Origin of the sequence: Salinicola sp. MH3R3-1 (assembly GCF_001937155.1) — a bacterium.
Classification (GTDB): domain Bacteria; phylum Pseudomonadota; class Gammaproteobacteria; order Pseudomonadales; family Halomonadaceae; genus Salinicola; species Salinicola halophyticus.
In genome coordinates, this window is record NZ_MSDP01000005.1 from 70,844 (window position 1) to 93,710 (window position 22,867).

Annotated in this window: 15 protein-coding genes; 12 read left to right on the forward strand and 3 right to left on the reverse strand. The window is 59.7% G+C overall.

Annotation, left to right across the window (positions count from 1 at the left end; all coding sequences use genetic code 11):
- The first annotated feature begins 50 nt into the window (after positions 1–50).
- The 12 genes from rfbB (at position 51) to BTW08_RS03865 (ending at position 16,923) form a co-directional block, all read left to right on the forward strand.
- The gene (gene rfbB / locus BTW08_RS03810; protein WP_210403190.1) at positions 51–1,124 is read left to right on the forward strand and encodes a dTDP-glucose 4,6-dehydratase; all 1,074 of its coding nucleotides are present in this window, start codon (positions 51–53) and stop codon (positions 1,122–1,124) included.
- Positions 1,121–2,008: a dTDP-4-dehydrorhamnose reductase gene (rfbD, locus tag BTW08_RS03815; RefSeq protein WP_075561202.1), complete on the forward strand. Its 888-nt coding sequence runs from the start codon at positions 1,121–1,123 to the stop codon at positions 2,006–2,008. Before rfbB ends, rfbD begins: the two co-directional genes overlap by 4 nt.
- Positions 2,009–2,089: 81 nt before the next feature.
- The gene (gene rfbA / locus BTW08_RS03820; RefSeq protein ID WP_075561203.1) at positions 2,090–3,010 is read left to right on the forward strand and encodes a glucose-1-phosphate thymidylyltransferase RfbA; all 921 of its coding nucleotides are present in this window, start codon (positions 2,090–2,092) and stop codon (positions 3,008–3,010) included.
- Positions 3,011–3,047: 37 nt separating this feature from the next.
- Positions 3,048–3,593 carry a dTDP-4-dehydrorhamnose 3,5-epimerase gene (gene rfbC, locus BTW08_RS03825; RefSeq protein WP_075561204.1) on the forward strand — a complete coding sequence of 182 codons (546 nt, stop codon included), beginning with the start codon at positions 3,048–3,050 and terminating at the stop codon, positions 3,591–3,593.
- A gap of 165 nt (positions 3,594–3,758) precedes the next feature.
- On the forward strand, positions 3,759–5,114 hold the full coding sequence (locus tag BTW08_RS03830; protein ID WP_075561205.1) for a UDP-glucose/GDP-mannose dehydrogenase family protein: 1,356 nt from the start codon (positions 3,759–3,761) through the stop codon (positions 5,112–5,114).
- Positions 5,115–5,841: 727 nt separating this feature from the next.
- Positions 5,842–6,888 carry an HAD family hydrolase gene (locus BTW08_RS03835; protein ID WP_075561206.1) on the forward strand — a complete coding sequence of 349 codons (1,047 nt, stop codon included), beginning with the start codon at positions 5,842–5,844 and terminating at the stop codon, positions 6,886–6,888.
- A 41-nt stretch (positions 6,889–6,929) separates the two neighbouring features.
- On the forward strand, positions 6,930–9,290 hold the full coding sequence (locus BTW08_RS03840; RefSeq protein WP_210403185.1) for a rhamnan synthesis F family protein: 2,361 nt from the start codon (positions 6,930–6,932) through the stop codon (positions 9,288–9,290).
- Between the two features lie 195 nt (positions 9,291–9,485).
- On the forward strand, positions 9,486–10,478 hold the full coding sequence (locus BTW08_RS03845; protein WP_139313568.1) for a hypothetical protein: 993 nt from the start codon (positions 9,486–9,488) through the stop codon (positions 10,476–10,478).
- Positions 10,479–10,511: 33 nt separating this feature from the next.
- Positions 10,512–12,356 (forward strand): glycosyltransferase family 2 protein, encoded by a 1,845-nt coding sequence (locus tag BTW08_RS03850; RefSeq protein WP_075561208.1) that lies wholly within the window; start codon positions 10,512–10,514, stop codon positions 12,354–12,356.
- An 11-nt stretch (positions 12,357–12,367) separates the two neighbouring features.
- Positions 12,368–14,680 carry a glycosyltransferase gene (locus BTW08_RS03855; protein WP_168170632.1) on the forward strand — a complete coding sequence of 771 codons (2,313 nt, stop codon included), beginning with the start codon at positions 12,368–12,370 and terminating at the stop codon, positions 14,678–14,680.
- A gap of 45 nt (positions 14,681–14,725) precedes the next feature.
- Entirely contained in the window at positions 14,726–15,754 is a 1,029-nt protein-coding gene (locus BTW08_RS03860; protein WP_075561209.1) for a glycosyltransferase, read from the forward strand.
- A gap of 218 nt (positions 15,755–15,972) precedes the next feature.
- Entirely contained in the window at positions 15,973–16,923 is a 951-nt protein-coding gene (locus BTW08_RS03865; protein ID WP_075561210.1) for a glycosyltransferase family 2 protein, read from the forward strand.
- Positions 16,924–17,073: 150 nt separating this feature from the next.
- On the opposite strand, the gene BTW08_RS03870 is transcribed toward BTW08_RS03865, so the two are convergent.
- The 3 genes from BTW08_RS03870 to BTW08_RS03880 all read right to left on the reverse strand — a co-directional run bounded on the left by BTW08_RS03870 (position 17,074) and on the right by BTW08_RS03880 (position 22,834).
- Complete coding sequence (locus BTW08_RS03870; RefSeq protein WP_075561211.1) at positions 17,074–18,312, reverse strand: hypothetical protein; 1,239 nt, start codon at positions 18,310–18,312, stop codon at positions 17,074–17,076.
- A gap of 351 nt (positions 18,313–18,663) precedes the next feature.
- A complete protein-coding gene (gene ligB, locus BTW08_RS03875) occupies positions 18,664–20,442 on the reverse strand; it encodes an NAD-dependent DNA ligase LigB (RefSeq protein WP_210403186.1) in 1,779 nt (592 codons plus the stop codon).
- Positions 20,443–20,695: 253 nt separating this feature from the next.
- Entirely contained in the window at positions 20,696–22,834 is a 2,139-nt protein-coding gene (locus BTW08_RS03880) for a carboxy terminal-processing peptidase (RefSeq protein WP_075561212.1), read from the reverse strand.
- Positions 22,835–22,867 lie beyond the last annotated feature (33 nt).

Sequence of the window (22,867 nt, forward strand, 5' to 3'; positions counted from 1 at the left end):
TGGGTCGTGGCGCTATCAACAGTAGTTTCGACGGGGGAAATACCATGAGCATGACATTTCTAGTGACAGGGGGGGCCGGATTCATCGGTTCGGCAGTGGTGCGCGAATTGATCGAAAAAACGCCACATCGCGTAGTCAACGTCGACAACCTGACCTATGCGGGCAACCCGGAATCGCTGGCTCGCGTCGATAGCGACGAGCGCTACGAGTTTCGTCTGGCCGACATCTGCGATGCGGCGGCGATGGCCAGAATCTTTCGCGAGTATCAGCCGGATGTGGTCATGCACCTGGCGGCTGAGAGCCATGTCGATCGCTCCATCGATGGGCCTTCGGCGTTCATCGAGACCAACATCGTCGGCACCTATACCTTGCTGGAGGCGGCGCGCGTCTACTGGAAAGGGCTTCAGGACAGCGCGCCGCAGAAAGCGGCGAATTTCCGGTTTCATCATATCTCCACCGATGAGGTCTACGGCGATCTGCACGGCGTCGACGATCTGTTCACCGAGACGACACCGTACGCGCCGAGCTCGCCCTATTCGGCCAGCAAGGCCAGCTCCGATCATCTGGTGCGCGCCTGGAATCGGACCTTTGGTCTGCCGACCCTGGTGACCAACTGCTCCAACAATTACGGGCCGTTCCATTTTCCGGAAAAGCTGATTCCGCTGATGATCCTCAGCGCGCTGGCGGGGCAGTCGTTGCCGGTCTACGGCGACGGCAAGCAGGTTCGCGACTGGCTGTTCGTCGAGGACCACGCGCGGGCGCTGGTTCAGGTCGCCTGTGAAGGCAAGATCGGCGAGACCTACAACATTGGCGGCCATAACGAGAAGCAGAATCTCGAGGTCGTCGAGACGATCTGCGACCTGCTCGAGGAACTCGCGCCGCGCAAGCCCCCCGGCGTCGAAAACTACCGGGATCTGATCACCTTCGTTGCCGATCGGCCGGGACACGATCAACGCTATGCGATCGATGCGTCCAAGATTCAGCGGGAGCTGGCCTGGACCCCCCGGGAAACCTTCGAAAGCGGCATGCGCAAGACCGTGTGCTGGTTTCTCGAGAACGACGTCTGGTGGCGGCGCGTGCAGAACGGCAGCTATCAGGGCGAGCGATTGGGGGTGACCGCATGACCATCCTGATTCTGGGCGGCAACGGTCAGGTCGGTCACGAGCTGCAGCGGACGCTGGCCCCACTCGGGAAGTGTGTCTCTCCCAATCGGCGGTCGCTGGACCTGCAGGATGCTAGTGCCGTCGCTCGGTTGCTGGACTCGCTACAGCCCAGCCTCATCGCCAATGCCGCTGCCTGGACTGCCGTGGATGCGGCCGAAAGTTCGCGTGAAGAGGCCTTCCGGTTGAATGCGGCGCTGCCGGCGCAACTGGCCGATTACTGCGCGTCGACCTCGGCGCGGCTCGTGCATTACTCGTCTGACTACGTCTACCCCGGCGATGGAGAAAAGCCGTGGCTCGAGAGCAGCGAGACGGGGCCGCTCTCCATTTATGGCCAGAGCAAGCTGGCGGGTGACGAGGCGATACTGGCCAGCGGTGCCGACGCGCTGATCTTTCGCACCAGCTGGGTCTACAGCGCCCGCGGCCACAACTTTCTGAAAACCATGCTGCGCCTGGCCCGGGAACGCGAGGCGCTGCAGATCGTCGGCGATCAGATCGGCGCGCCGACGCCAGCGCGGCTGATCGCGGAGGTCTCGCTGCTGTCGGTGAGGGCACGGATGGAAGGCCGCCTGGCCTCCGGTCTTTACCACCTGGCGCCGCGTGGTGAAACCAGCTGGCACGGCTTCGCTCAGACGATCTTTCGCCAGGCCGAAGCCTTCGGGGAGACGTTGCGGGTACAGCCGGATCAGGTGGTTTCGATCCCGACCGCGAATTACCCCACACCGGCGCAACGGCCGCTCAATTCGCGCCTGGCGCTGGAGAAACTCGAACAGGCGCTCTGCATCACGCTGCCGGATTGGGAGTCTCAGCTGGAGCTGACGCTGACGGAGCTGCTCGAAGCCGAGTAGAGGCCTCTCGTGCGGGAAATTCTCTAATTATACCGTTATCTAAAATCTGAATCGATCCTGGCATCGAATAGGAGCTTAACCATGGCACGTAAGGGCATCATTCTAGCCGGCGGTTCCGGCACACGGCTTCACCCGATCACGCAGGGCATCTCCAAGCAGCTGCTGCCGGTCTACGATAAGCCGATGATCTACTATCCGATTTCGGTGCTGATGCTGGCCGGAATCCGCGAGATTCTGATCATCTCGACACCGTCCGATCTGCCGCAGTATCGGTATCTGCTGGGTGATGGCACCCAATTCGGCGTGCGCTTCGAATATGCCGAGCAGCCATCGCCCGATGGTCTGGCCCAGGCGTTTCTGATCGGCGAGTCGTTCATCGGCAGCGACTCCGTGTGCCTGGTACTGGGAGATAATCTCTTCCATGGACAGCACTTCACCGAGCAGTTGACCCGGGCCTCGGAAGCGAAAAAAGGGGCGACGGTGTTCGGCTATCTGGTCAAGGATCCAGAGCGCTTCGGGGTGGTGGATTTCGACGCCTCGGGCAAGGCGCTATCGATCGAAGAGAAGCCGATCAAGCCGAAATCGCCCTATGCGGTCACCGGTCTCTACTTCTACGACAACGATGTGGTCGAGATCGCCCATCGGGTCAAACCATCCGAGCGCGGCGAGCTGGAGATCACCAGTATCAATAACGCCTACCTCGAGCGTGGCGATCTGCGCGTCGAGCGGCTGGGCCGCGGCTTCGCCTGGCTCGATACCGGGACCCACGACAGTCTGCTGGAGGCGGGTCAGTACGTGCAGACGATCGAGCACCGTCAGGGACTCAAGGTTGCCTGTCTGGAAGAGATTGCCTGGAATCAGGGCTGGATCGATGACGCGACGCTGGCCGAACGCGGCAACGCGCTCAAGAAAACCGGGTACGGCCAGTATCTGCTGGAGCGCCTGGAGGACTCGCGACGTGGAGCGACGGTAGCGAAAGCGGCAGCCGTTGGCGGCCAGTAACCCGACGCGCCCCATCGTAGGCTGAGGAACGAATGAAATGAATTACGAAAAATTGGCCATCCCTGACGTCGTGCTGATGACGCCCCGAACCTTTGGCGACGAGCGCGGATTCTTCCTCGAAACGTTTCGTCACAGCGAGTTCATCGAGCACTGCGGCGACTACACCTTCGTACAGGACAACCACAGCAAGTCCGGTCAGGGCATTCTGCGGGGGCTTCATTATCAGCTGCAACAGCCCCAAGGGAAGCTCGTGCGGGTCACGCGAGGCGAGGTCTACGACGTCGCCGTCGACATGAGGCGCAGCTCAGCCACTTTCGGGCAATGGGTCGGAGCGCTGCTGAATGAAGACAATCGCCAGATGTTATGGGTGCCGCCAGGGTTCGCTCATGGCTTCTATGTGACCAGCGACGTCGCCGAGTTCCAGTACAAATGCACGGACTACTATGCGCCGGGCGACGAATACAGCCTGCACTGGAACGATCCGCAGCTGGCCATCGACTGGCCACTGGTTGGCGACAGACCGATGACGTCCGACAAGGACGAGCAGGGGAGTTCGCTGGTTGACGCGGCGACGTTTGCCTAGGCGTCAGTCAGCCTGGATCTCTATCAAGCGCTCACCTGAGCGTTCGTCTCGACGGGATTCGGGCTATTGGGTGCTCGCTATCAGGCGTCAGGCCATTCGGTCTTGCCATCTCGACTTTCTGAGCTGCCCCGCAGGCAGCATCGCACACTCTTGGGAGTTTCTCGGATGAAGATCACCGTTTTCGGTACCGGCTATGTGGGCCTGGTTACCGGCGCCTGTCTGGCGGATGTTGGCCACGACGTGGTCTGTGTCGATATCGATCAGAACAAGATCGATCGCTTGGTTCAGGGAGAGATCCCGATCTACGAACCCGGCCTCGAGTCGATGGTGCTTCGCAACGTGGAAGCCCAGCGACTGCGATTCACGGTCGACGCTGAAATGGCAGTCGCGCATGGGGCCCTCCAGTTCATTGCCGTTGGGACCCCGCCGGATGAGGACGGCAGCGCCGATCTGCAATATGTGCTCGCGGTGGCCGCCACCATTGGCCAGTACATGAATGCTTATAAGGTCGTCATCGACAAGTCGACCGTCCCGGTCGGTACCGCCGACAAGGTCCACGACCGTATTGCAGGCATCCTTGCGGAACGCGCTGTCGAACTCTCGTTCGATGTCTGTTCCAACCCCGAGTTCCTCAAGGAGGGCTCGGCTCTGGAGGACTTCACTCGAGGCGCTCGTATCGTTGTCGGCACCGACTCGGATCGCGTCAGCGACCTGATGCGTGAATGTTACGCGCCCTACAACCGCAACCGCGAGAAGCTGATGTTCATGAGCGTCAGGGCGGCGGAGCTGACCAAGTACGCCGCCAACGCCATGCTGGCGACCAAGATCAGCTTCATGAACGAAATTGCCAACCTGGCGGAGCGTCTGGGGGCAGATATCGAGGACGTTCGTCGCGGCATCGGCTCGGATCCACGAATCGGCTACCACTTCATCTACCCTGGCTGCGGCTATGGCGGCTCCTGCTTCCCGAAGGACGTTCAGGCGCTGGCTCGTACTGCCAGCAAGGTCGGTTACGAAGCCGAGCTGCTCCAGGCGGTCGAAGCGGTCAACAAACGTCAGAAGTCGACGCTGTTCGAGAAGCTTTCCCATGCCCTGGGCGGGGCGCTGGAAGGCAAGACGATTGCGGTCTGGGGGCTGGCGTTCAAGCCGGAAACCGATGACATGCGCGACGCGCCGAGTCGGACGCTGATGGAAGCGCTGTGGGCGCACGGTGCCACGGTACAAGCCTACGATCCCGAGGCGATGAAAGAGTGTCGTCGGATCTACGGTGAGCGTGACGACCTGGTGCTGGTGGCAGACCGCATTCAGGCCGTCAAGCGAGCCGATGCGCTGGTGGTCTGCACGGAATGGAAAGAGTTTCGCACACTCGATGCCGCATGGATTCGCGCGCAGTTGACCTTTCCGATCGTGGTTGACGGCCGAAATCTGTTCGATCCGGAAGCGATGTCCGCCGCCGGTGTCGACTACTACGCCGTCGGCCGTGGCAAGACGCTCGTTTCCTCGGCTGAAACTCGTCGCTGAGTGACTCTTCGCTGACGCACGTTCCGACTCGCCGCTGGAAAACGCATCGTCGATTTTCTACGGCGCTTTATTATCGGAATATCTCTATTTACTGTTTTTAATACTGTCGATTATGAGATATCTGATATTGATCGTCGGTTTTTAATGAGTGGGTTGCTGGATGGTGAATATCGATGAGTAAATTCATCTTCACCAAAAGCCGGGTCGCGATTAACCTGACTAAAGTCTAGCAATAAACTGCGATCGTCGATTGGAAGGTGTTGAAAGTCGAAAGTATTTGACACGCTGAAGTTAACGGCGGGGAACGTGTGGGCTGTCATGGTTCCGCAACATTGTAGCGATGTCATGTCGTTATTATGCGACACTTCAAACCTCAGTTTTCATTTGTTGGTCAGTTTTTCGATTGATTGATACTGGGTTTTTGTAGACACGCATATCGTTAGCCACGCCGTTAGCAAGATCGACTGTCATGCTGAAGATTATGACGGGAATGGTGTTTATAAAATTTTTAGTTTAAACGCGACTTGATTCAAGAGCTCAGCGATTGAACGGTATTTAAGAGCCCAGCGATTGAACGGCCGATAGGAATGTCGTCGTTTTAGTCAACCGCTGGTCGTCGTATCAACACCATGAAAAAGATGAAATCTTCGGCTCCCCGTCAGACGCGCCGAAATGAATAAAGAAACGTCACGATTCGTGGCCAATAACATATCGACGAGGCGTCATCATGCAAGCCAAGAATCGAGCACTACATGAGTTCGGGGCAACCTTTCTTGGGCCCGCGCTGCACGTGTATGCCGAATCCATTGAAGCGGAATCCGACGGCCACCTGCCTGTCTGTCTGGCGCGTGAGGGGTGGTGCTTCCATCGTCTGCTGACCCGCTTGCAGCGTGAATCGTCGATCGAGCTACAGCATGACCCTGTCTATCTACGGGTGTCCAGGACGCTGCTTTTCCGCGCCATGCTGGGGTCGGAGACGATCATGCCGATGGCGCTGAGCAATGATTTTGCGGGCAGCATACTGGACCTCATGCGAAAACGGTTCGGTCTCCAGCTGCATGAAATCTTTTCGGCATTGCCGTTCGAGCTTCTTCGCTTCAACTGCGAGCTACCCAAGGACCGGGACCTGGTTCTGCAATGGCTGACGCCACACTTCAATGCCTTGAAAAGCGTCGTTTCTCCGACATATCGGTCATTGATAGCCTATTTGAGCCGAAGTGGCTTGATGGACCCCGACAAGCGGCCCCTGATGCTGGATCTGGGTTACTCCGGCACGATTCAGAAAATTCTGACCCATATTCTGAAACGGGATACGACCGGGCTCTATTTCATCGCGACCAAGCCGGGTGACTCGGCGATCGGCGATCACCATGCACTGTTGAAGGGTGTTTTTCATGAGGGAGTCGGATGGCGCGACGGCTGTACCATGCTCGACCGCTCTCTGCTCTTCGAATGTCTGTTGACTGCGCCTCACGGACAGATGGTCGATATTCGCCAGAAAAGCAATCGGGAATTCGAATATTTCTATGGGCGTGAAGCGGCAACACAGCGCCACTTTCAGGATCTGAAAACGGTCTTCGATGGCGCAATCGACCATGTCCTGATGTGTCGACGTCATGGTGTGAATTACACGAGCGAAGATGTGCAGGATCTCTACGAGGTCTTTGCCACTCGTCCCAACTGCATTCCTCATGATGTACGGCACCTTTTTAACGTCGATGACGATATCGCCGGTAACGGTATGGTCAGCCCGATGCAAATGTTCGCAATATAAATCAAGAGGCGGGGGCCCACATGAAACCAACGGGAAAAATGATGTCGCTACTACCGTGGCTATTTCAGACCCAGATCGCCAGTGAAGCCCGCAGGAAAAGGCTGGCGGCCGAAGAAGTCGTGGGGATGGATGAAAACATTGTCGTGCCCGAGGCTCGGTCAGAAAAGGCGCGAGTAGAAAAGATTCGGTCGGAGGAAGCTAAATCGGAAAAGGCTTTTACCGGGAAAGGTCAGGAAGAAAAGCATCTCGAGGATCAGCCTCGAGAAGAATCCGTCGTCGATGACAAGAAAATGGTCACTGTGACCGAAACCTATATCGTCGCCGATGGAGATGCCATCAATGATGATGTTGCCCCTGCAAGCCTCATCGCTGGAAAGGAAATCATCGGAAAGGAACAGTCACCTTCGTTTCCTGACGCTGTTGCCCTGTCGGATGCCGCGTCGATCCTCGAAGCGAGTAATGACGAGAGCGAAGCCAGCGAGCTGCCGTTGGGCGTTACTACCGGCAGCGGCGGAGCTCACGCGTCGCTGATGGGCCAGGCGTTCATGGACGCGCTCGGCACGGGGTTGTTCGATCCCAAGTGGTACCAGGCTACCTACGGTCTACGCTTCTCCACGCAACGCGAAGCCTTCGATGACTATATTCGTAAGTCCCGCTTTGCCCCGGTGAACCCGTCACCGCGGTTCGATAGCGAGACCTATCATCGGATGTATATCGATGTCTTCCATGCCCAGCAGAGCCCGCTACAGCATTATCTGCTGCATGGACGCAGCGAAGGGCGCCAGCACTTGCCGGCCACCGTGCGCTGGTATCCCCGGGAGATCATCGAGTCCGGCAACACGCTGACCCAGGCGGCTAGCGAGCTGAAAGTCGCGCTCTGTCTACATGTTTTCTATGTCGACTTCCTCGATCGGTTTGCCAAGGCGATCGAGCAGTTCCCGGTGGTCGTGGATGTCTATCTGACGCTGGCGGACGCCAGCTTCGAAACACATGCTCAGGAAGTGTTCGGCAAGCATGCACGTGTTGGCAAGCTGGAGACTCGTGTCGTGCCTAACCGCGGGCGAAATTTCGGTCCGGCTCTGGTGGAGTATGGTCAGGCGCTACAGGGCTACGACCTGTTCTGTCATCTGCACTCCAAGAAGTCGCTCTATTCGGGCAAGGAACAGACCCAGTGGGCGGAGTATTTGATCGAATATCTGCTGCGCGACACTTCCGTCATTACGCGCCTGCTGAATGCCTACGCGGCTGATGAATCTTTGGGGCTCTACTACCCGACCACGTTCTGGATGATGCCTTCCTGGGTCAATCATCAGACCATGAACAAGGGCTTCATGCGCGAATGGCAGCAGAAGCTGGGGCTGAAACACGTCCCCGAGTTCCTGAGCTACCCCGCCGGGGGGATGTTCTGGTCTCGCCCCGGAGCCATGAAGGGGGTGCTGGATCAGACATGGTCCTATGAGGACTTCCCGGAAGAGCCGTTGCCCAACGACAATTCGATGCTCCACGCGCTCGAGCGAATTCTCGGCCCGTTGGCCGAGCATCTCGGCTACAAGCAGCTGTTTTATTACCCGCCTACCGGCCAGTTTACGACGGATAACGGCTACATCACCGCGAGCTATCACGGTCGGCTGGAGCAACACATCGCCAGTATCCAGGCGCATGCCTGCATCAGTTTCGATGTCTTCGATACGCTGGTTCGCCGTGAGTTTACCGTGCCTGATTACGCCAAGCTGAAGCTGGGCAAAATGCTGGCCGAGCAGGGATTCGTCAGCTCCGCCCAGGCATTCGTCAAGCTGCGCAACGATGCCGAGTCGACGCTGCGCCAGCGGGCCAATTATCAGGGTGACGTTCGCATCGAGGCCATCTACGACGAGCTGGCAGATCAGCTGAATGTGGATTCCGAAGCGGCTCAGGAATGGATGGAACTCGAGTACGAACTCGATCTCGAGATGATTCAGCCCAAGGACGAAATGGTCGAGCTGTTCAACCATCTCGCCGCACACGGCCACATTCTCTGGGTCATCTCCGACACCTACTACAACCGCGAACAGGTTGGACTGATGCTGCGCAAGGCCGGTATTGCGGCGGCCTACCGGTTGATGGTGTCGAGCGAAGAGCAGCTGCGCAAGGACAACGGATCGATGTGGCGCAAGGTGAAGCAGGATCTCGCCAACGAAGGTATCGATCGCCATCTGCACATCGGCGACAACGTGGTGGCTGACGCCCAGATGCCCGGCGATCTCGGGCTGACGACGTTCCATATCCTGCATCCGATGGATAAGTGGGCGGCGTTGGGATTCCCGGCAGTACTGCACGGCGCGGATGCGCTGGATGAAATGGAAATTCTCAAGTGGGGCCGCTTGATCAACGAAGTGGGCCGAAATCCATTCATTGGCGAGTGATGGCACTGACTGATTCGAGCGCCTGGCCGACACCTGGTGTCGGGTTGGCAACGAGAAATCTCGCAGTTGATCTGTCTTCGACGGGCCGAGTCATCCGCTACCGATGGCCGGCGCCGCGCGACGACAGAAGCCGTGGTAAAGGGCGCCGGGAATCCTGGACGTGATGGTTATCAATTTAGTGGTCGAGGGGGATGCGTGACAGCCGATCCAATGCGCGCGGATATCCGCGCCACGATGAACATCTGTTTTACCGCCCTCACCATGGTGCGTGGCGAGAGTGACATCGTCTGGTCATCGCTGCTGCATCATGCCCGCCTGGGTTTCCAGCGTTTGATCGTCATCAGCTATCTGGAACACGACTTTCTGCGCCAGTGCGTCGATAAGCTACGCCAGGATTTTCCTGGCCTGGAAGTCAATCTGGTCGAGCTGGAGAGCCGTGGCCATTTCGGCAGGCGCAAGGCGTTTTACGTCAACCGGGCGTTGTCATTGTTCGTCGATCCCAAGATGGAAAACTTCGTCTACTGCTTTGATGCCGACGAGTTTCTTTCGTTGGGGCCGTACCCGTCGATAGGCGCGTTCTTCTCCGCGTTCGCCGCCGAGTTGCCAGACAGGGTGATCCACGGGACGACAGGTGAGTGCTTTCCGCTGCCCTGGCTCAACCTGATACCCAAGCGTCGCCAATACGAGGAACGGGATCTGAGCGGTCAGTTTCTCGAAGGAGAGTATCTCTGCGTCGACAGCCGTCAGAACAGTCGTCACAAGGTGCTGTTTCGCAAGCGCCCCGGCACGCGCGTACACATGGCCTATCACCAGGCGTTCGCGGGGGAGAAGGATGTCCCCATTCTGCCGGAGCCCGAGGCCGTGGCGTTCGTCGAAAAGAGCGGGGCCTGCGTCTATCACGTTCCGTTACGCAGCCCCGGCCAGTTTCGGGATCGGCTGGAAGGACCGATGCGACGCGTCATGATCCATTCCGTCAGCGGTCAACCGGCCACGCCTGCCGAGGCGTCTTTCGATATCGCCGCCGAGCTCTACTCGGCGTGTACCGCCAGTCAGCCTCGATTCACGAGTCTTGCCGAAGCCGCAGATGTCTTCGGGGAAGCCATTACCGATAGAAAGATCCGGGCCATCACTCGATTCATCTACCGTCATCGAGTGGACGTCGGCCCGGTTTTGGGATCGGCGAAGTAGTCGCCGCCCCGAGTTGCCTGGGAACTTACGCCAATGATTTCACGCACCGCCAATCAACCCCGTTATCGATTTGCGATGGTCGCCATCGTCAAGAATGAACGTCAGTACCTCCCTGAGTGGATTGCTTACCACCGGCTGATCGGCTTCGAACACTTTTATATCGCCGATCACGGCAGCAGCGACGATACCGAGCTGTTATTGGCGAAATGGCAAAGCCAGGGATTGGTCACCGCTTGCCAGTGGGAGCCTGAAGAACGAGCACAGATCCTGTGGTATCAGCACGTACTCGAGCACCACGGGCACGAATCGACCTACATGGCCTTTATGGATGTCGACGAATTTCTGGTGCATCCACACTGTGACAGACCGTTGGAATGGCTAGCACCGACACTCGCGTCGGAAGAAGTGGGCGCGGTGGCGATCAACTGGCGAATTTTCGGGTCTTCCGGAATGCGGTTTCGCCAGCCGGGGGGCGTATTGGAGCGATTCAGCATGGCCAGCGATTGTGCGCGAGTCGTCAACTGCCACGTGAAATCGATCGTCAAACCTTCGCGGGTACTGTCGATGACGCCACATACGGCACAGCTGAAACCGGGTTATCGCTATCTCTCGGCGGATGGCCAGACGGTGGATTTCATCGAGGGCAAGGCGCAGTCCGGGCGCACCCAGAGCGTGATCGACACGCCGATGAAGATTTACCACTACAACATTAAATCGCAGGAGGAGTTCGTCGATACCAAGATGTCCCGCGGACGCGCCAACATGGGGCCGATGCACTCCCGCGATCTGGATTATTTTCACCGCCACGACATGAACGACGAGCCGGTCCAGTTTTCGCCGGAGCTTTTGAGTCGCGTTCGCAAGGCCAGTCAGGATCTCGCTCCCGAAGCTTTCCCGGCCCGGCGCCAGCCGTGTTTCTTCGTGCATATCCCCAAGACGGCGGGGACGAGCTTTCGCCTGGGAGCCAAAGCCCATCTCGGTGAAGACCGGGTATGGCACGATTACGGCGAAAAGCAGCGTGAAACCGCTCCCGAAGTGGTGCGCTGGGGTTACGAGCGCCGCGATGTGTGGCGGCTGTGGCAGATCCTTTCCGCCCGGGACGTGCAACTGCTGGGCGGCCACGTCAAGTTGGAGAAGTACGCACACCTGGCGGGGCTGCGCCACTGCTTCTCCTTCGTGCGGAACCCCTTGCAGCGCCTAGCCTCCGAATATCACCACTTCGTTCGCCACCATGGCTACCAGGACACGTTCTCGGCGTTCTACCGCCGCCACGACATGATCAATCGGCAGAGCCGTTTCCTGGAATCGACTCGGATCGAAGCTCTGGGATTCATCGGGCTGACGGAGCGCTATCCCGAATCGCTGGCGATGCTGAATGCGCTGTATGGCTGGGAAATCCCGGGCATGTCCGAAAATCTGGGGCACGCGACGGTGGATCATACCTACGATATCAGCGCAGACGACGAAACCGCCTTGCGGGCGCTGAATGCCGAAGATTTTCAGCTCTATCAGCAGTGTCAGCGGCTGTTCGATTCCCGGCTGGCGATGTTCGAGCAGGGTCGACCCTTCGTCCATGGCGCGATTCAGCAGTGCGTCGCCGACAAGGTGGTGGGCTGGGCCTGGTGGGCCGGCGACGATAGCCCCGTCGAGATCGATGTCTGGGTCAACGATCGCAAGGTCGGTCGTACGCTGGCCAATGCGCTGCGTCCCGGGATGCTGCGATGGGGCGCACCGCGCGGCGCTTTCGTGGGTTTCCATCTGCCGCTCGAGGCCGGTCAGGGGGACATCGTCGATTGCCGCGTCACCCTGACCCAGCAGTCATTGGGTCGCCATCGCGTGCAGCGAACCGTCACTCTCCAGCCCGTGCTGGAACCATGAGGGGCGTACCGATGCAGACTTCGCTGTCGCCGACCTCAGCTTCCAGGGACTGGATGTTCTGGCGCGGGCTCAAACGCTCCACGCGAGTGGTCTGTTACCCCCGTCTGAAGCCCATTCATCAGCTCGAGGCCCTGACGGTCGATGACGGTGTGGCTGGCCTTTATAACTGGCGTTCGCTGGGCAACGATCCGCAATTCGCCTGGCGTCGCCAGCTACCCCTGCCGGGCTGGAACATGCTCGAAATCGGTATCCGCCATGATCAGCCGAGCGGCTCGGCGCGGCTATATGTCGATACCGGACAGGGATTCAACGAGGCGGAAAGTTTTTACCTGACGCTACGGCCGGGGCGGATCGCCAAACGGTTGTGTTTCATCGGGGCCGGTATCCGAGGAATTCGCTTCGATCCGCTGGAAGCGGAAGGGTGCTTCGTCGTCGATCATCTGCGGCTGGTGTGGCTAACCCCATGGTTCGCCCACGATCGTCTGGCTCAGCGGCTGGCCAACCTGCACGGTCAGTGGCTCGAGACGCCCAAGGCCAGGGTGCTTGCCCAACTGAAGTTGAGCGCACAGGCGCAGAAGCTTCATTGGCGCGCGCTGGCGTTGAAGCAGTACGAGGAGACTTTCGTTCGCCTCTGTCCGCGCAAGAGCTATCGGCAATGGCTGGTACAGCAGCCGGTGCTCTCCATCGAGCAGATATCTCGGCGGCTGACCACTTTTTCCTATCGTCCGCTGATCTCGATCCTGCTGCCGACCTATAACCCCGTCATCAAGGATCTCGATCACTGCATCGAGTCGGTGCTGGCCCAGCATTATCCGAACTGGCAGCTATGTATCGCCGACGACGCCTCGACCGATCCTCGTGTGCATGAACGGCTTTCCCACTATGCCGAGCGGGATTCTCGCATCGAGGTGGTCTTTCGCCCGACCAACGGCCATATCTGCGCGGCCAGCAACACCGCGCTGGCACGTGCCCGCGGTGACTATGTAGCGTTGCTCGATCACGACGACCGTCTGGTGCCGGAAGCGCTCTACCACGTGATCGAGACCTTGCAGCGACAGCCGCAGGCGGCGCTTCTGTACAGCGACGAGGACAAGATCGATGACTTCGACGAGCGCTTCGACCCGCACTTCAAGCCGGCGTGGAATCCCGACCTGCTGCTGGGACAGAACTATGTCTCGCATCTCGGCGTTTATCGCACCGAGCGCGTCAACTCTCTTGGCGGGTTCCGCCAGGGCTTCGAAGGCAGTCAGGATCATGATCTGACATTGCGTTTCTGTGCCGGACTCGATCCGGACCAGATCGTCAGAATTCCGCATGTGCTCTATCACTGGCACGCCGGTCAGGGCTCGACGGCGTCGGCCGCCGTGGAGAAGGCGTACACCGCAGATGCCGGTCTGCAGGCGGTGCAGGACTACCTGACTCGGCACGCCGCAGGCGCGAGTGTCGAGCCGGGAAAATTCCCCAATACCTACCGTGTCCGTTGGCCGATCCCGGATCCCGCTCCGCTGGTGAGCCTGCTGATACCGACCCGCGATCAGGTATCGATCCTGCGCCCCTGCGTCGAGGCGATACTCGAGCGGACGCGCTATCCGCATCTGGAACTTCTGATCCTCGACAACGGTTCGACCTGCCCGCAGACGCTGGCCTTTCTCGATGACATCGCGACGGACGCGCGGGTGCGCGTGCTGCGTTGGCCGCAGCCGTTCAACTACTCGGCCATCAACAACTTCGGGGCGCGTCACGCCAACGGGCACATTCTCGGCCTGATCAACAACGATATCGAACCGATCAACGAGGACTGGCTGGAAGAGATGGTCGGTCAGGCCTGTCGGGACGAGATCGGCTGTGTCGGTGCCAAGCTCTACTACCCCGACGGCACGGTCCAGCACGCCGGCGTCCTACTCGGGGTTGGCGGTGTCGCCGGCCACGCGCACAAGTACTTTTCGCGTCACGAACCGGGATATTTCAGCCGTCTGCATCTGGCGCAGAATTATTCCGCCGTTACCGCCGCCTGTCTGGTGGTGCGCAAGTCACTGTTCGATGCCGTGGGCGGTCTCGACGAAGAGAACCTGGCGGTGGCGTTCAACGATGTCGATTTCTGTCTCAAGGTCCGCGAGGCGGGCTACCGCAACCTGTGGACGCCGTTTGCCGAACTCTATCACCACGAGTCCGTTTCTCGAGGCGCCGACGACACCAACGCCAAGCGGCAACGGGCGAGCCGGGAAGCGGATTACATGCGCCGGCGCTGGCGGCATCGACTGTTCGATGATCCGGCCTATCACCCCAGCCTGACACTGACTTACGAGGACTTTTCGCTGCGTTGAGTCGCAGCGGGAAGAATGAATTTCCAGCCTACGAGGGGACTGATCATGAACTATCCGCGCTGGGTGGTTTTGAGTGATGGAACCTGTCCGACCGAAGATATCTACTTTCTGAAATCGGTGGCTCCGTGGCTGCAATCACGTGGCATCGAAGTCAAGCGGATCGACACCAGCTACTGGCGGCTGCCGGTCATGTGCATGCCCTGGCTGGTGGGCGAACTGCGCGATGCCCACATCCTCGTCTGCCGGTCGCTCAACGGCGCCTGGATTTCCTGGCTGGAAGACAACCGTCACCGTTTGTCCACCATTCGCTATCTGATCGACGACGATGTCGATGCCGCTGCGCAAGACGAAGAGCTGCCGGAAACCTACCGGCGGCGAATGGCGCATGTGGCCTCTCACTTGCAGCCACGCTTGCTGGCGATCGCCGACGAAGTGATCGCCTGCTGTGAACCGTTGGCGAGACACTTCAGTCGTCGTCACGATTCGGTTGCGCTCCTGGCCCCGTCATTGATTGCGGCGATGCCGAGTCACGACCATTTTTCGATGCTGGCACCCTGTGTGGGGTTTCACGGTTCTCGGGCTCACCTGGCCGATCTCGAGAACATCACGCCGGCGCTGGTCGATATCCACGAGCGCAACAAGGCGTTGACGTTCGAGATCATGCTGGGAGGATTTTCGCCGGTCTCGCTACGCGGGTTGCAGCGGGTCCGTACGCCCAAGCCTCTAGGCTGGCGGGCCTTTCAGCGCTACCGCGGTCGTCAGCGAATGCATATCAGCCTGACGCCGATGCGCGACACGCCGTTCAACGCCGGCAAGACCTATATCAAGTTTCTGGACAACGCGGCGATGGGGAGCGTCGGCCTTTACAGTGCGCGTTCTCCCTACCGGGAGATCGTCTCGCACGGCGAGGACGGTTTGCTGGTCGAGGACACGCCCGAAGCCTGGCGTTCGGCGATGCAACAGTTGATCGACGATCCGGCGGGCGCACGTCTGATGGCGCAGAACGCCGCTCGCAAGGCGATGGATATCGGTAATCCGGAGAAGGCTCGAGCTTTCTGGTGGGTGCGCCGGTGAGACTGAACGGACGATGCGGAAATCGACATTATTGTGCTGAGGTCAGAATAGTGGCGTTGAGGTCAAAATGATGGCGTTGAGGTCAAGAGAATCGCGTTGAGGTCAAGAGGATCGCGCTGATCCCGAGCGTCGATCCTGTGTGAGCACGCCGGCTCTGTTTCCCACTTTGTGTCGCCGCCACGGCGGCAAGTATCTTTAACATGACAGGAAGCTCAATCATGAATATCGAATTTACCGCCATCACGATGGTGAGGGGTGAAGAAGACGTGGTCTTCGCGTCTTTCCTGCATCACCTGCGGTTGGGATTCGACCGGCTCATCGTACTCAGCCATATCGAGCACGATTTCCTCAGAGAGTGCGTCGCCGAGCTGCGTGACCGCTACCCGGAAAAGGAGATCGCCTTTGTCGAGATCGAGGACGAACAGGGCTTTTCCAGGCGCAAAGCCGACTATATCAACGGGGCGCTGGATATCTACCTGAAAAAGGACTGCTTCAACGTCGTCTACGGCTTCGACGCCGATGAGTTCCTGACTTTCAAGAACAGGCTCACGGTCAAGGACTTCTACGCGGCATTCGCACAGCGATTCCCGGGGGAAGAGAATCTGAAGCGATTCTACTTCCGGCTGCCGTGGATCAACGTGATCTGCAAGGAGCGAATCGCCTATCAGCAGGATCTGGAAGGCAAGCTGCTGGAGGCCGAATACTGGTCGCTGGGGGAGCAGGCCTCCGATACCAAGGCGCTGTTCATCCATCGCCAGTCCCATCGTCTGCATATGGGGTATCACTGGCTGATGGCCAAGCAGGATGGCACGGTGCTGGAGCCTGAGGCCGAGATCATGAATTTCGCCCGGGAGTGGGAAGCCTGCATCTATCACTTGCCGCTGCGGAGCGTGGAACAGTTCTTCGCGCGGATGGGCAACTACGTTTCCAGTGCGGCGAAACAGGAAAAGCACAACCGCTTGAGCCAGTTCTTCATCGACAATCCGCACATCAATCGCCAGCACTTCTTCGAGATGTGCATCGCGCCGACGCCGAGTTATCCGAGTTACGAAGCGCTCAAGGCGGATATGGGGCCGGCGATCGAAGAAATGGTCTTGATGGCGTTCACCAAGTTGATGGTGAAACCTCGCATCGACATTGGAAGGGCACTCTCTCCGGCCAATTCGTAGGCGGATTCGACGACCGAGCGGGTAGCCAAAAGAGCGGCCGGGTGACAATCACCTGGCCGCTTTTCTTTGTAAGGATAGGGACGGTTCCGTTAGCAGAAGGGACTGCTCGAAATACTGCCGAGAATCGAACCTAGGGTCTGTACGAAAAGTCTACGAGGCGACCGGTAGGCGAGAGTCCCACAGCAGCCGTTCGATAGGGGAGATGTCCTGGGTCAGGTGCGCCACGGCATTGATCACGGCCAGGTCGATACCTTCGCGATCGTAGAAGCCGCCGTTGATCTGAGTGGCATGAATGACGACTTTGGCGAAGCTTCGAAACAGGCGCCTCTCGGGACCGATCGGATAGCGCCAGAAGTCATCCAGAGTACTGGCGGATGTCAATCCAGGCAGGCGGTAGATCGACTCCCCCAGTGCCAGGGTCGGGCACCCGCTCTCCAGCGCTGCAAACCCTTCGCGGCCATTGATCGTTACCAGCCCCGAAGCATGATCGATCAGCGTTTTCAGATCGATGCCGGACAGGAACACCATTCGCTCGCCCAGGTCGGTTTCTCGCGCCAGATCCCGTAGTCGGCGAACGTAGCCCGTAGAAGCCGTTCCCTTTGGATCGAGAACGACCAGCCGTGTATGTCCCGGTGCGAAACGGGCAAACGAGCCGACGACCCGCGTCACGCCTTCGGCCATATCGGCATAGGGCGAGTGGCAACGAATTTGGCTATCGCCATCGTGCTGGAGCGGAAACAGAAAGAACGGCTGCCTCTCGTCGAGCAGTCGCCGACAGCGGATGGCAGATCGGCGTCGACCTCGGCCGATGAGTCGTCGATAGTCGATATCGCCGCAGGATCGGGTGTGACGGCGCGTGTGGCGAAATCGCAGCAAATCGGTTATATCGGCCAGCTGGTAGCCGATATTCCGCACCAGATGTGGTGTGAGGCGCTGCTGGAAAGGTCGGGGAGGCAGCGCGTGAGGGATGGTCGGGCCAACGCTGTGATACCACTCGGGATCCCGCGGAAGCAGCGAGTAGCCGTCGACGCCTTCACGCTCGAGTGTGGCCCAGTAGGGTTGAAAGTACCCGGGCGCCAGAATGTGGTTACGGATGCCGCGTCGTCGCGCTGCGCCCAGCACTCCCTTGTGGACGGGCCGACGGTCATCGAAGGCAACCTGGTCGGTGATGCCATGACGTCGCCACAGGTCGGTGACGAACTCGCCCAGCATGGGCAGGGGATCACGAAAGGTTTCCGCCGATTTCCCATGCCATCCCAGCTGATCTCCAACGGTGAAGTTGACCTTGACGACTTTGTGGCCGTCGTCGCTGAGTCGCTGCCCCAGCTGGTCGAAGAAGCGTGAGCGGGGACCTTGCAGGAACAGGAAGGATCGTCTTGCGGGGAACATCGTGTCGATCCCTCTCTCTGGTTATGGACCTTCGGGTATGAGCCTCTGAGCGTGGCCATTTGGAGCTGGACGACCGGATAGAGGCATTGCCTGCCGGCGATAGGTCGTTCGGACATATCGATGAGATACGCCACGGAAGGCCGCCGGTACGCAGACACGAGGTGACTGTAACGCGACCTGGCAGCCGCGCCATGCCGCGTTTTCTTGAATCGGACGGTGGTTTAAATGGTTCTGCAGAGATGAGTCCTGTCAGACCGACTTGCCGTCACCGGCAAGTGGCCTGACAGGCGGTCGACCAGATTTCGACGAATGCTGGCGGTAGGGCGGGGTGCTGAAGACGGGACTGGCGATTCACAAGGTCGTCGTCGACGTTTGGAAAATCGTGTCGAGCAGGGCATCGATGGCGGGGTGGTGGAAGAAGGCCGCCAGTCGTTCGCTACGGACGACGCCGATGCCATCGAAGGTTTGCCAGGATGTCGCCGAACGTTCGCGCAGACGGTTCAATGAGGGCGCGAGTGCCGCCTGCTCGACGGCTGCCGGTATCGGTGGCATGCCCAGCGCGACGAGCCACTGTCTTTGGCTCGCGTTCTCGGCCTCGTGGAACGCGCCGATCCACTGCCGAGCGCGCGTCTCCCCGACGCCAGGCAGGGCTTGAAGCTGGGCGACATCCAGTTGTTGCCAGGACAATAGATCGTCGACCAGGCCGGCGTCGACCAGCGCGGCCCAGGTGGCGGGGCCAATGCCGGTCATGTCCAGGCCGTGAGCGCTGCCCAGCCATTCCAGCCGGGCCAGGAACTGTTCCCGGCAGCCGGGTGTCAGGCGCAGACAGGACAGCGCGTCGTAGCGTCGAGTGTCGGGCAGCACCAGCGGCTGTCGTGGCGTGGCCGGTATCACTACCCGGTCGATCTGGGCAATGGTGGCGCCGGCGAGAGAGATCGAAACCTGATCCCCGGGGTGAACATCCAGCGTTTGCCAATGATCCAGCGAGCCCAGGCTGACCGAACTGACTTCGCGGTCGTCGAGCAGGACCGGATCCAGTCGGGCGATCGGGGTGAGGCGGCCTGTGCGCCCGACCGAGACGTCGACGGATTCGACCACGGCCAGCGTTTGCGCCGCCGGATATTTCCAGGCGATGGCCCAGCTCGGCGGCTGCGGCTGCCAGCGTTGCCCCGGCGGACGTTCGCTCCGCTTGATCACCACGCCATCGGAGGCGAACGGCAGTCCGGTGCGATACCAGCGATCGCGCCAGTGTTCGACCTGCGCCAAGCGGTCGGCGGGGGACGAGCCCTCCACGCGCCGGGTGTAATCGGCGGTATCGACGAATCCCAGCTGCGTCAGCTGTTCGAGCCGGCTGTCCCCGGTCACAGGTCCATCCGGCCAGGCCCAGGCGAAGAAGCCGATCGCCTCGGCATCCTGCGCCGATAATATCTTCCGGTTCATCAGTCCGGCGACCTTGGAGCGTGCCGAGACACCGCCATCCCGGGCCTGAACGTGGTCGGGCAGTCGCAGGAAGAGCTCGCCTTGAAGCGTTATCGGTGCCTCGCTGCCCAGCTGTTGCGGGATGCCGGTGATCCGTCGAACCTGGGCGGTCCAGTCCTGTCCATACTCTCCGTCGCCGCGACTGATGGCGGAAGCGAGCTTGCCACCGCGATAGACCAGGGTGACCGCGACACCATCGACCTTGGGCTGGATCCACAGCGCCCGTGCCGATTGCCGCGATAACCACTCACCGACGGCCTTTCGATCGGGCAGTTTGTCGAGTCCGGTCTGGGCGAAAGGGTGCTTGAGATCATCATTAGCCGACGAAGGTGTAGCCTGGCGGGTTGCCGCGGCGGCTGGCTCGAGACAGTGACGCCAGCGCTGCCAGCGACGTTTGGCTTCGTCGTAGACCCCGTCGTCGACCAGGCGTTCGTGACGCTGATAATAGGCCTCGTCCCACCGCTCGAGTCGTCGGGTCAGTGCCTCGTAAGCGCTCTGCTGTTGTGCCCTAGCCGCGCCAGGTGGGCATGAGGCCTCCAGCGTGCCGGGGTGAACCGCAGGAGTGGAGCTGGGATGGATCGTGTCCGCCTGGACAATTCCTGATAGGCCCAGCCAGAGGAGCACCGTTGCTCGGATCAATATCGCCATCATGATGTCGCTCTCGAGTCTTCCAAACGTTCAACGACCGATGAGCGATTTTCTGAACCCAAACCCTTATTTTCTAAACCCAGGCAGGCCGGGTTCGACGTTGCGACTGCCATCAAACTTTAAACGAAAAAAGGGCCTTGCGAGTTCGCGAGGCCCTTGGCTGATGCTAAATTCGACTGGCTAATTCTGGATTCGACACGTCGGAGCTTACTGGTTCGTACCCGGCGCCGGATGACCCCACGCCGGGCGCGATAGATTATCCGTTGGACTTCAACTGCACGTAATCCAGCAATATCTGCGAGGTTTCCTGCAGTTCGGCGCGATCGATCGGTTTGGCATCGTCGGAATCGGCTGCATCTTCATCGCTGCTGTCGTTGGCGGCCGCGCCTTTGTCGTCCTTGCTGTCGGAACCTTCGCTCGCCTTGTCTTCCTCGCCCGACGTGCTCCCATCTTCGCGGGCGTCGGTCCAGTGCTCGAGCGGTTCCATTCCCAGCGCTCGGCGTCGTTGGTTCTCCAAAGCCAGCTGTTCGCTCTCCTGGGCGTCCATTTCGCGCTGACGCTGATCCTTGTTGAGACTGATGCTGGTCTGCTGATCGCGTAGACGCTTACTCAGCTGGGCCTGCTTCTCGAGATAGACGAAATCGGGATCGTTGGCGATGCGTCGCTCGTGACGGTCCTGCAGTCCCTCGATATACCGCCACGGCTCTCCATAGAGGCGGTACTGCACCGGACGTACTCGATCCCAGGGCAGGGCGTTGTCGAGGGCGCTTTCACCGATCTCGTCGGGGTCGATCAAGCTGGGATAGAGAATGTCCGGTTCGACGCCGCGATGCTGGGTGCTCTCGCCGGAAATCCGATAGAACTTGGCACGTGTCAGCTTGATCTGTCCATGGCTGAGATCGGTCAGGGTCTGCACCGTGCCCTTGCCGAAGGTTCGACTGCCGACCACCAGACCTCGACCGTAATCCTGAATCGCTCCGGCGAAGATCTCGGAAGCGGAAGCGGATAGGCGGTTGACCAGCACGGCGAGAGGGCCGTCGTAGGCGACACCGGCGTCGGTATCACCGTAGAGATTGATGCGTCCCTGAGCGTCGCGAACCTGTACCGTGGGCCCGCGATCGATGAACAGGCCGATCATGGAATTGGCTTCCTGCAGCGCGCCGCCGCCGTCATTGCGCAGATCAAGCACGATACCTTCGACGTCTTGCGCCTTGAGCTTGGCGATCTCCTTGGCGACATCGCGGGTGGTGCTGCGATAATCGGATTCACCGGCTTGCCAGGCGTCGAAGTCGACATAGAACGCCGGCACCGTGATGACCCCGATCTTGTGCGTCTCGCCATCACGCTGGACCTGCTCGATCCGGCTATGAGCGGCCTGGTCCTCTAGCTTGACGGTATCGCGAGTGATTCTGACGGTGTGTGTGCGCGTCACGTCGACGGCCTTGGCGGGAATGACGTCCAGACGTACCGTCGAGCCCTTTTTCCCACGAATCAGATCCACCACTTCATCGAGGCGCATGCCGACCACGTTGACCATGTCGCCATCTTCATCCTGACCCACCGCGACGATACGGTCCGCCGGTTGCAGCACGCCGGCCTTGTCCGCGGGTCCGCCGGGTACCAGGCTCGATACCTTGACGTACTCACCGTCGCTCTGCAGCAGTGCGCCGATGCCTTCCAGCGACAGCCGCATCTGAATATCGAACGATTCGCTTTGCTGCGGCGAGAAATACTCGGTATGAGGGTCGACGGTGCCGGTGACTGCCGCCATCAGCAGCACCAGTACATCTTCGGCGTTGGTCTGGCGTACACGGTTGAGCTGGTTGGTGTAGCGATCATGCAGCGTCTTCTGGATCTCCTGCGGCGACTGGTCGCTCAGCGACAGCGTCAGCGCGGCATTCTCCAGACGTTTGTTCCATAGATCGTCCAGCGAACTCTCGCTTCCCGCCCAGGAGGAATCTTCCCGATCGAGCGCCAAGCGTTCGTTGCTGGCGTAGTCGTAGTCGATCCCCTGATCGACTCTTTTCACCAGCCACTGCAGTCGGGCTTCGAGTCGATCCTGATAATGTGAATAGAATGCATAGACACGATCGAGATCGCCTGACTTGAGCGCATCATCGAGTGTCGTTTCCAGATCGCTGAAGTTGTCGACGTCTCGCTGCAGGAGGTAGGCGCGCTGATCGTCGAGGACGTCGAGCAGGCGCTTGAACGCGCGCTTCGACCAGGCGTCGTTGATCTCGACCTCGGCGTAATGCCCATACTCCAGCGATTCGGCGACTTCGCTTGCCGCCTGACGTTGGTCATCCGTTGGGGTGGGACCGGCTAGCGCCGTGACGCTCCATGCCAGCAGTAGCAAACACATGGCCGCGTACCGAGCGGCGACAATCAGGGTCATCAATGAAGCACTCCCGGTTTCCTGTACACTCTC

Bases quoted from the DNA above. Each gene is read 5' to 3' on its own strand.
- rfbB (WP_210403190.1), top strand. From the start codon at position 51: ATGACATTTCTAGTGACAGGGGGGGCCGGATTCATCGGTTCGGCAGTG.
- rfbD (WP_075561202.1), top strand. From the start codon at position 1,121: ATGACCATCCTGATTCTGGGCGGCAACGGTCAGGTCGGTCACGAGCTG.
- rfbA (WP_075561203.1), top strand. From the start codon at position 2,090: ATGGCACGTAAGGGCATCATTCTAGCCGGCGGTTCCGGCACACGGCTT.
- rfbC (WP_075561204.1), top strand. From the start codon at position 3,048: ATGAATTACGAAAAATTGGCCATCCCTGACGTCGTGCTGATGACGCCC.
- BTW08_RS03830 (WP_075561205.1), top strand. From the start codon at position 3,759: ATGAAGATCACCGTTTTCGGTACCGGCTATGTGGGCCTGGTTACCGGC.
- BTW08_RS03835 (WP_075561206.1), top strand. From the start codon at position 5,842: ATGCAAGCCAAGAATCGAGCACTACATGAGTTCGGGGCAACCTTTCTT.
- BTW08_RS03840 (WP_210403185.1), top strand. From the start codon at position 6,930: ATGTCGCTACTACCGTGGCTATTTCAGACCCAGATCGCCAGTGAAGCC.
- BTW08_RS03850 (WP_075561208.1), top strand. From the start codon at position 10,512: ATGATTTCACGCACCGCCAATCAACCCCGTTATCGATTTGCGATGGTC.
- BTW08_RS03855 (WP_168170632.1), top strand. From the start codon at position 12,368: ATGCAGACTTCGCTGTCGCCGACCTCAGCTTCCAGGGACTGGATGTTC.
- BTW08_RS03860 (WP_075561209.1), top strand. From the start codon at position 14,726: ATGAACTATCCGCGCTGGGTGGTTTTGAGTGATGGAACCTGTCCGACC.
- BTW08_RS03865 (WP_075561210.1), top strand. From the start codon at position 15,973: ATGAATATCGAATTTACCGCCATCACGATGGTGAGGGGTGAAGAAGAC.
- BTW08_RS03870 (WP_075561211.1), bottom strand. From the start codon at position 18,312: ATGTTCCCCGCAAGACGATCCTTCCTGTTCCTGCAAGGTCCCCGCTCA.
- ligB (WP_210403186.1), bottom strand. From the start codon at position 20,442: ATGATGGCGATATTGATCCGAGCAACGGTGCTCCTCTGGCTGGGCCTA.
- BTW08_RS03880 (WP_075561212.1), bottom strand. From the start codon at position 22,834: ATGACCCTGATTGTCGCCGCTCGGTACGCGGCCATGTGTTTGCTACTG.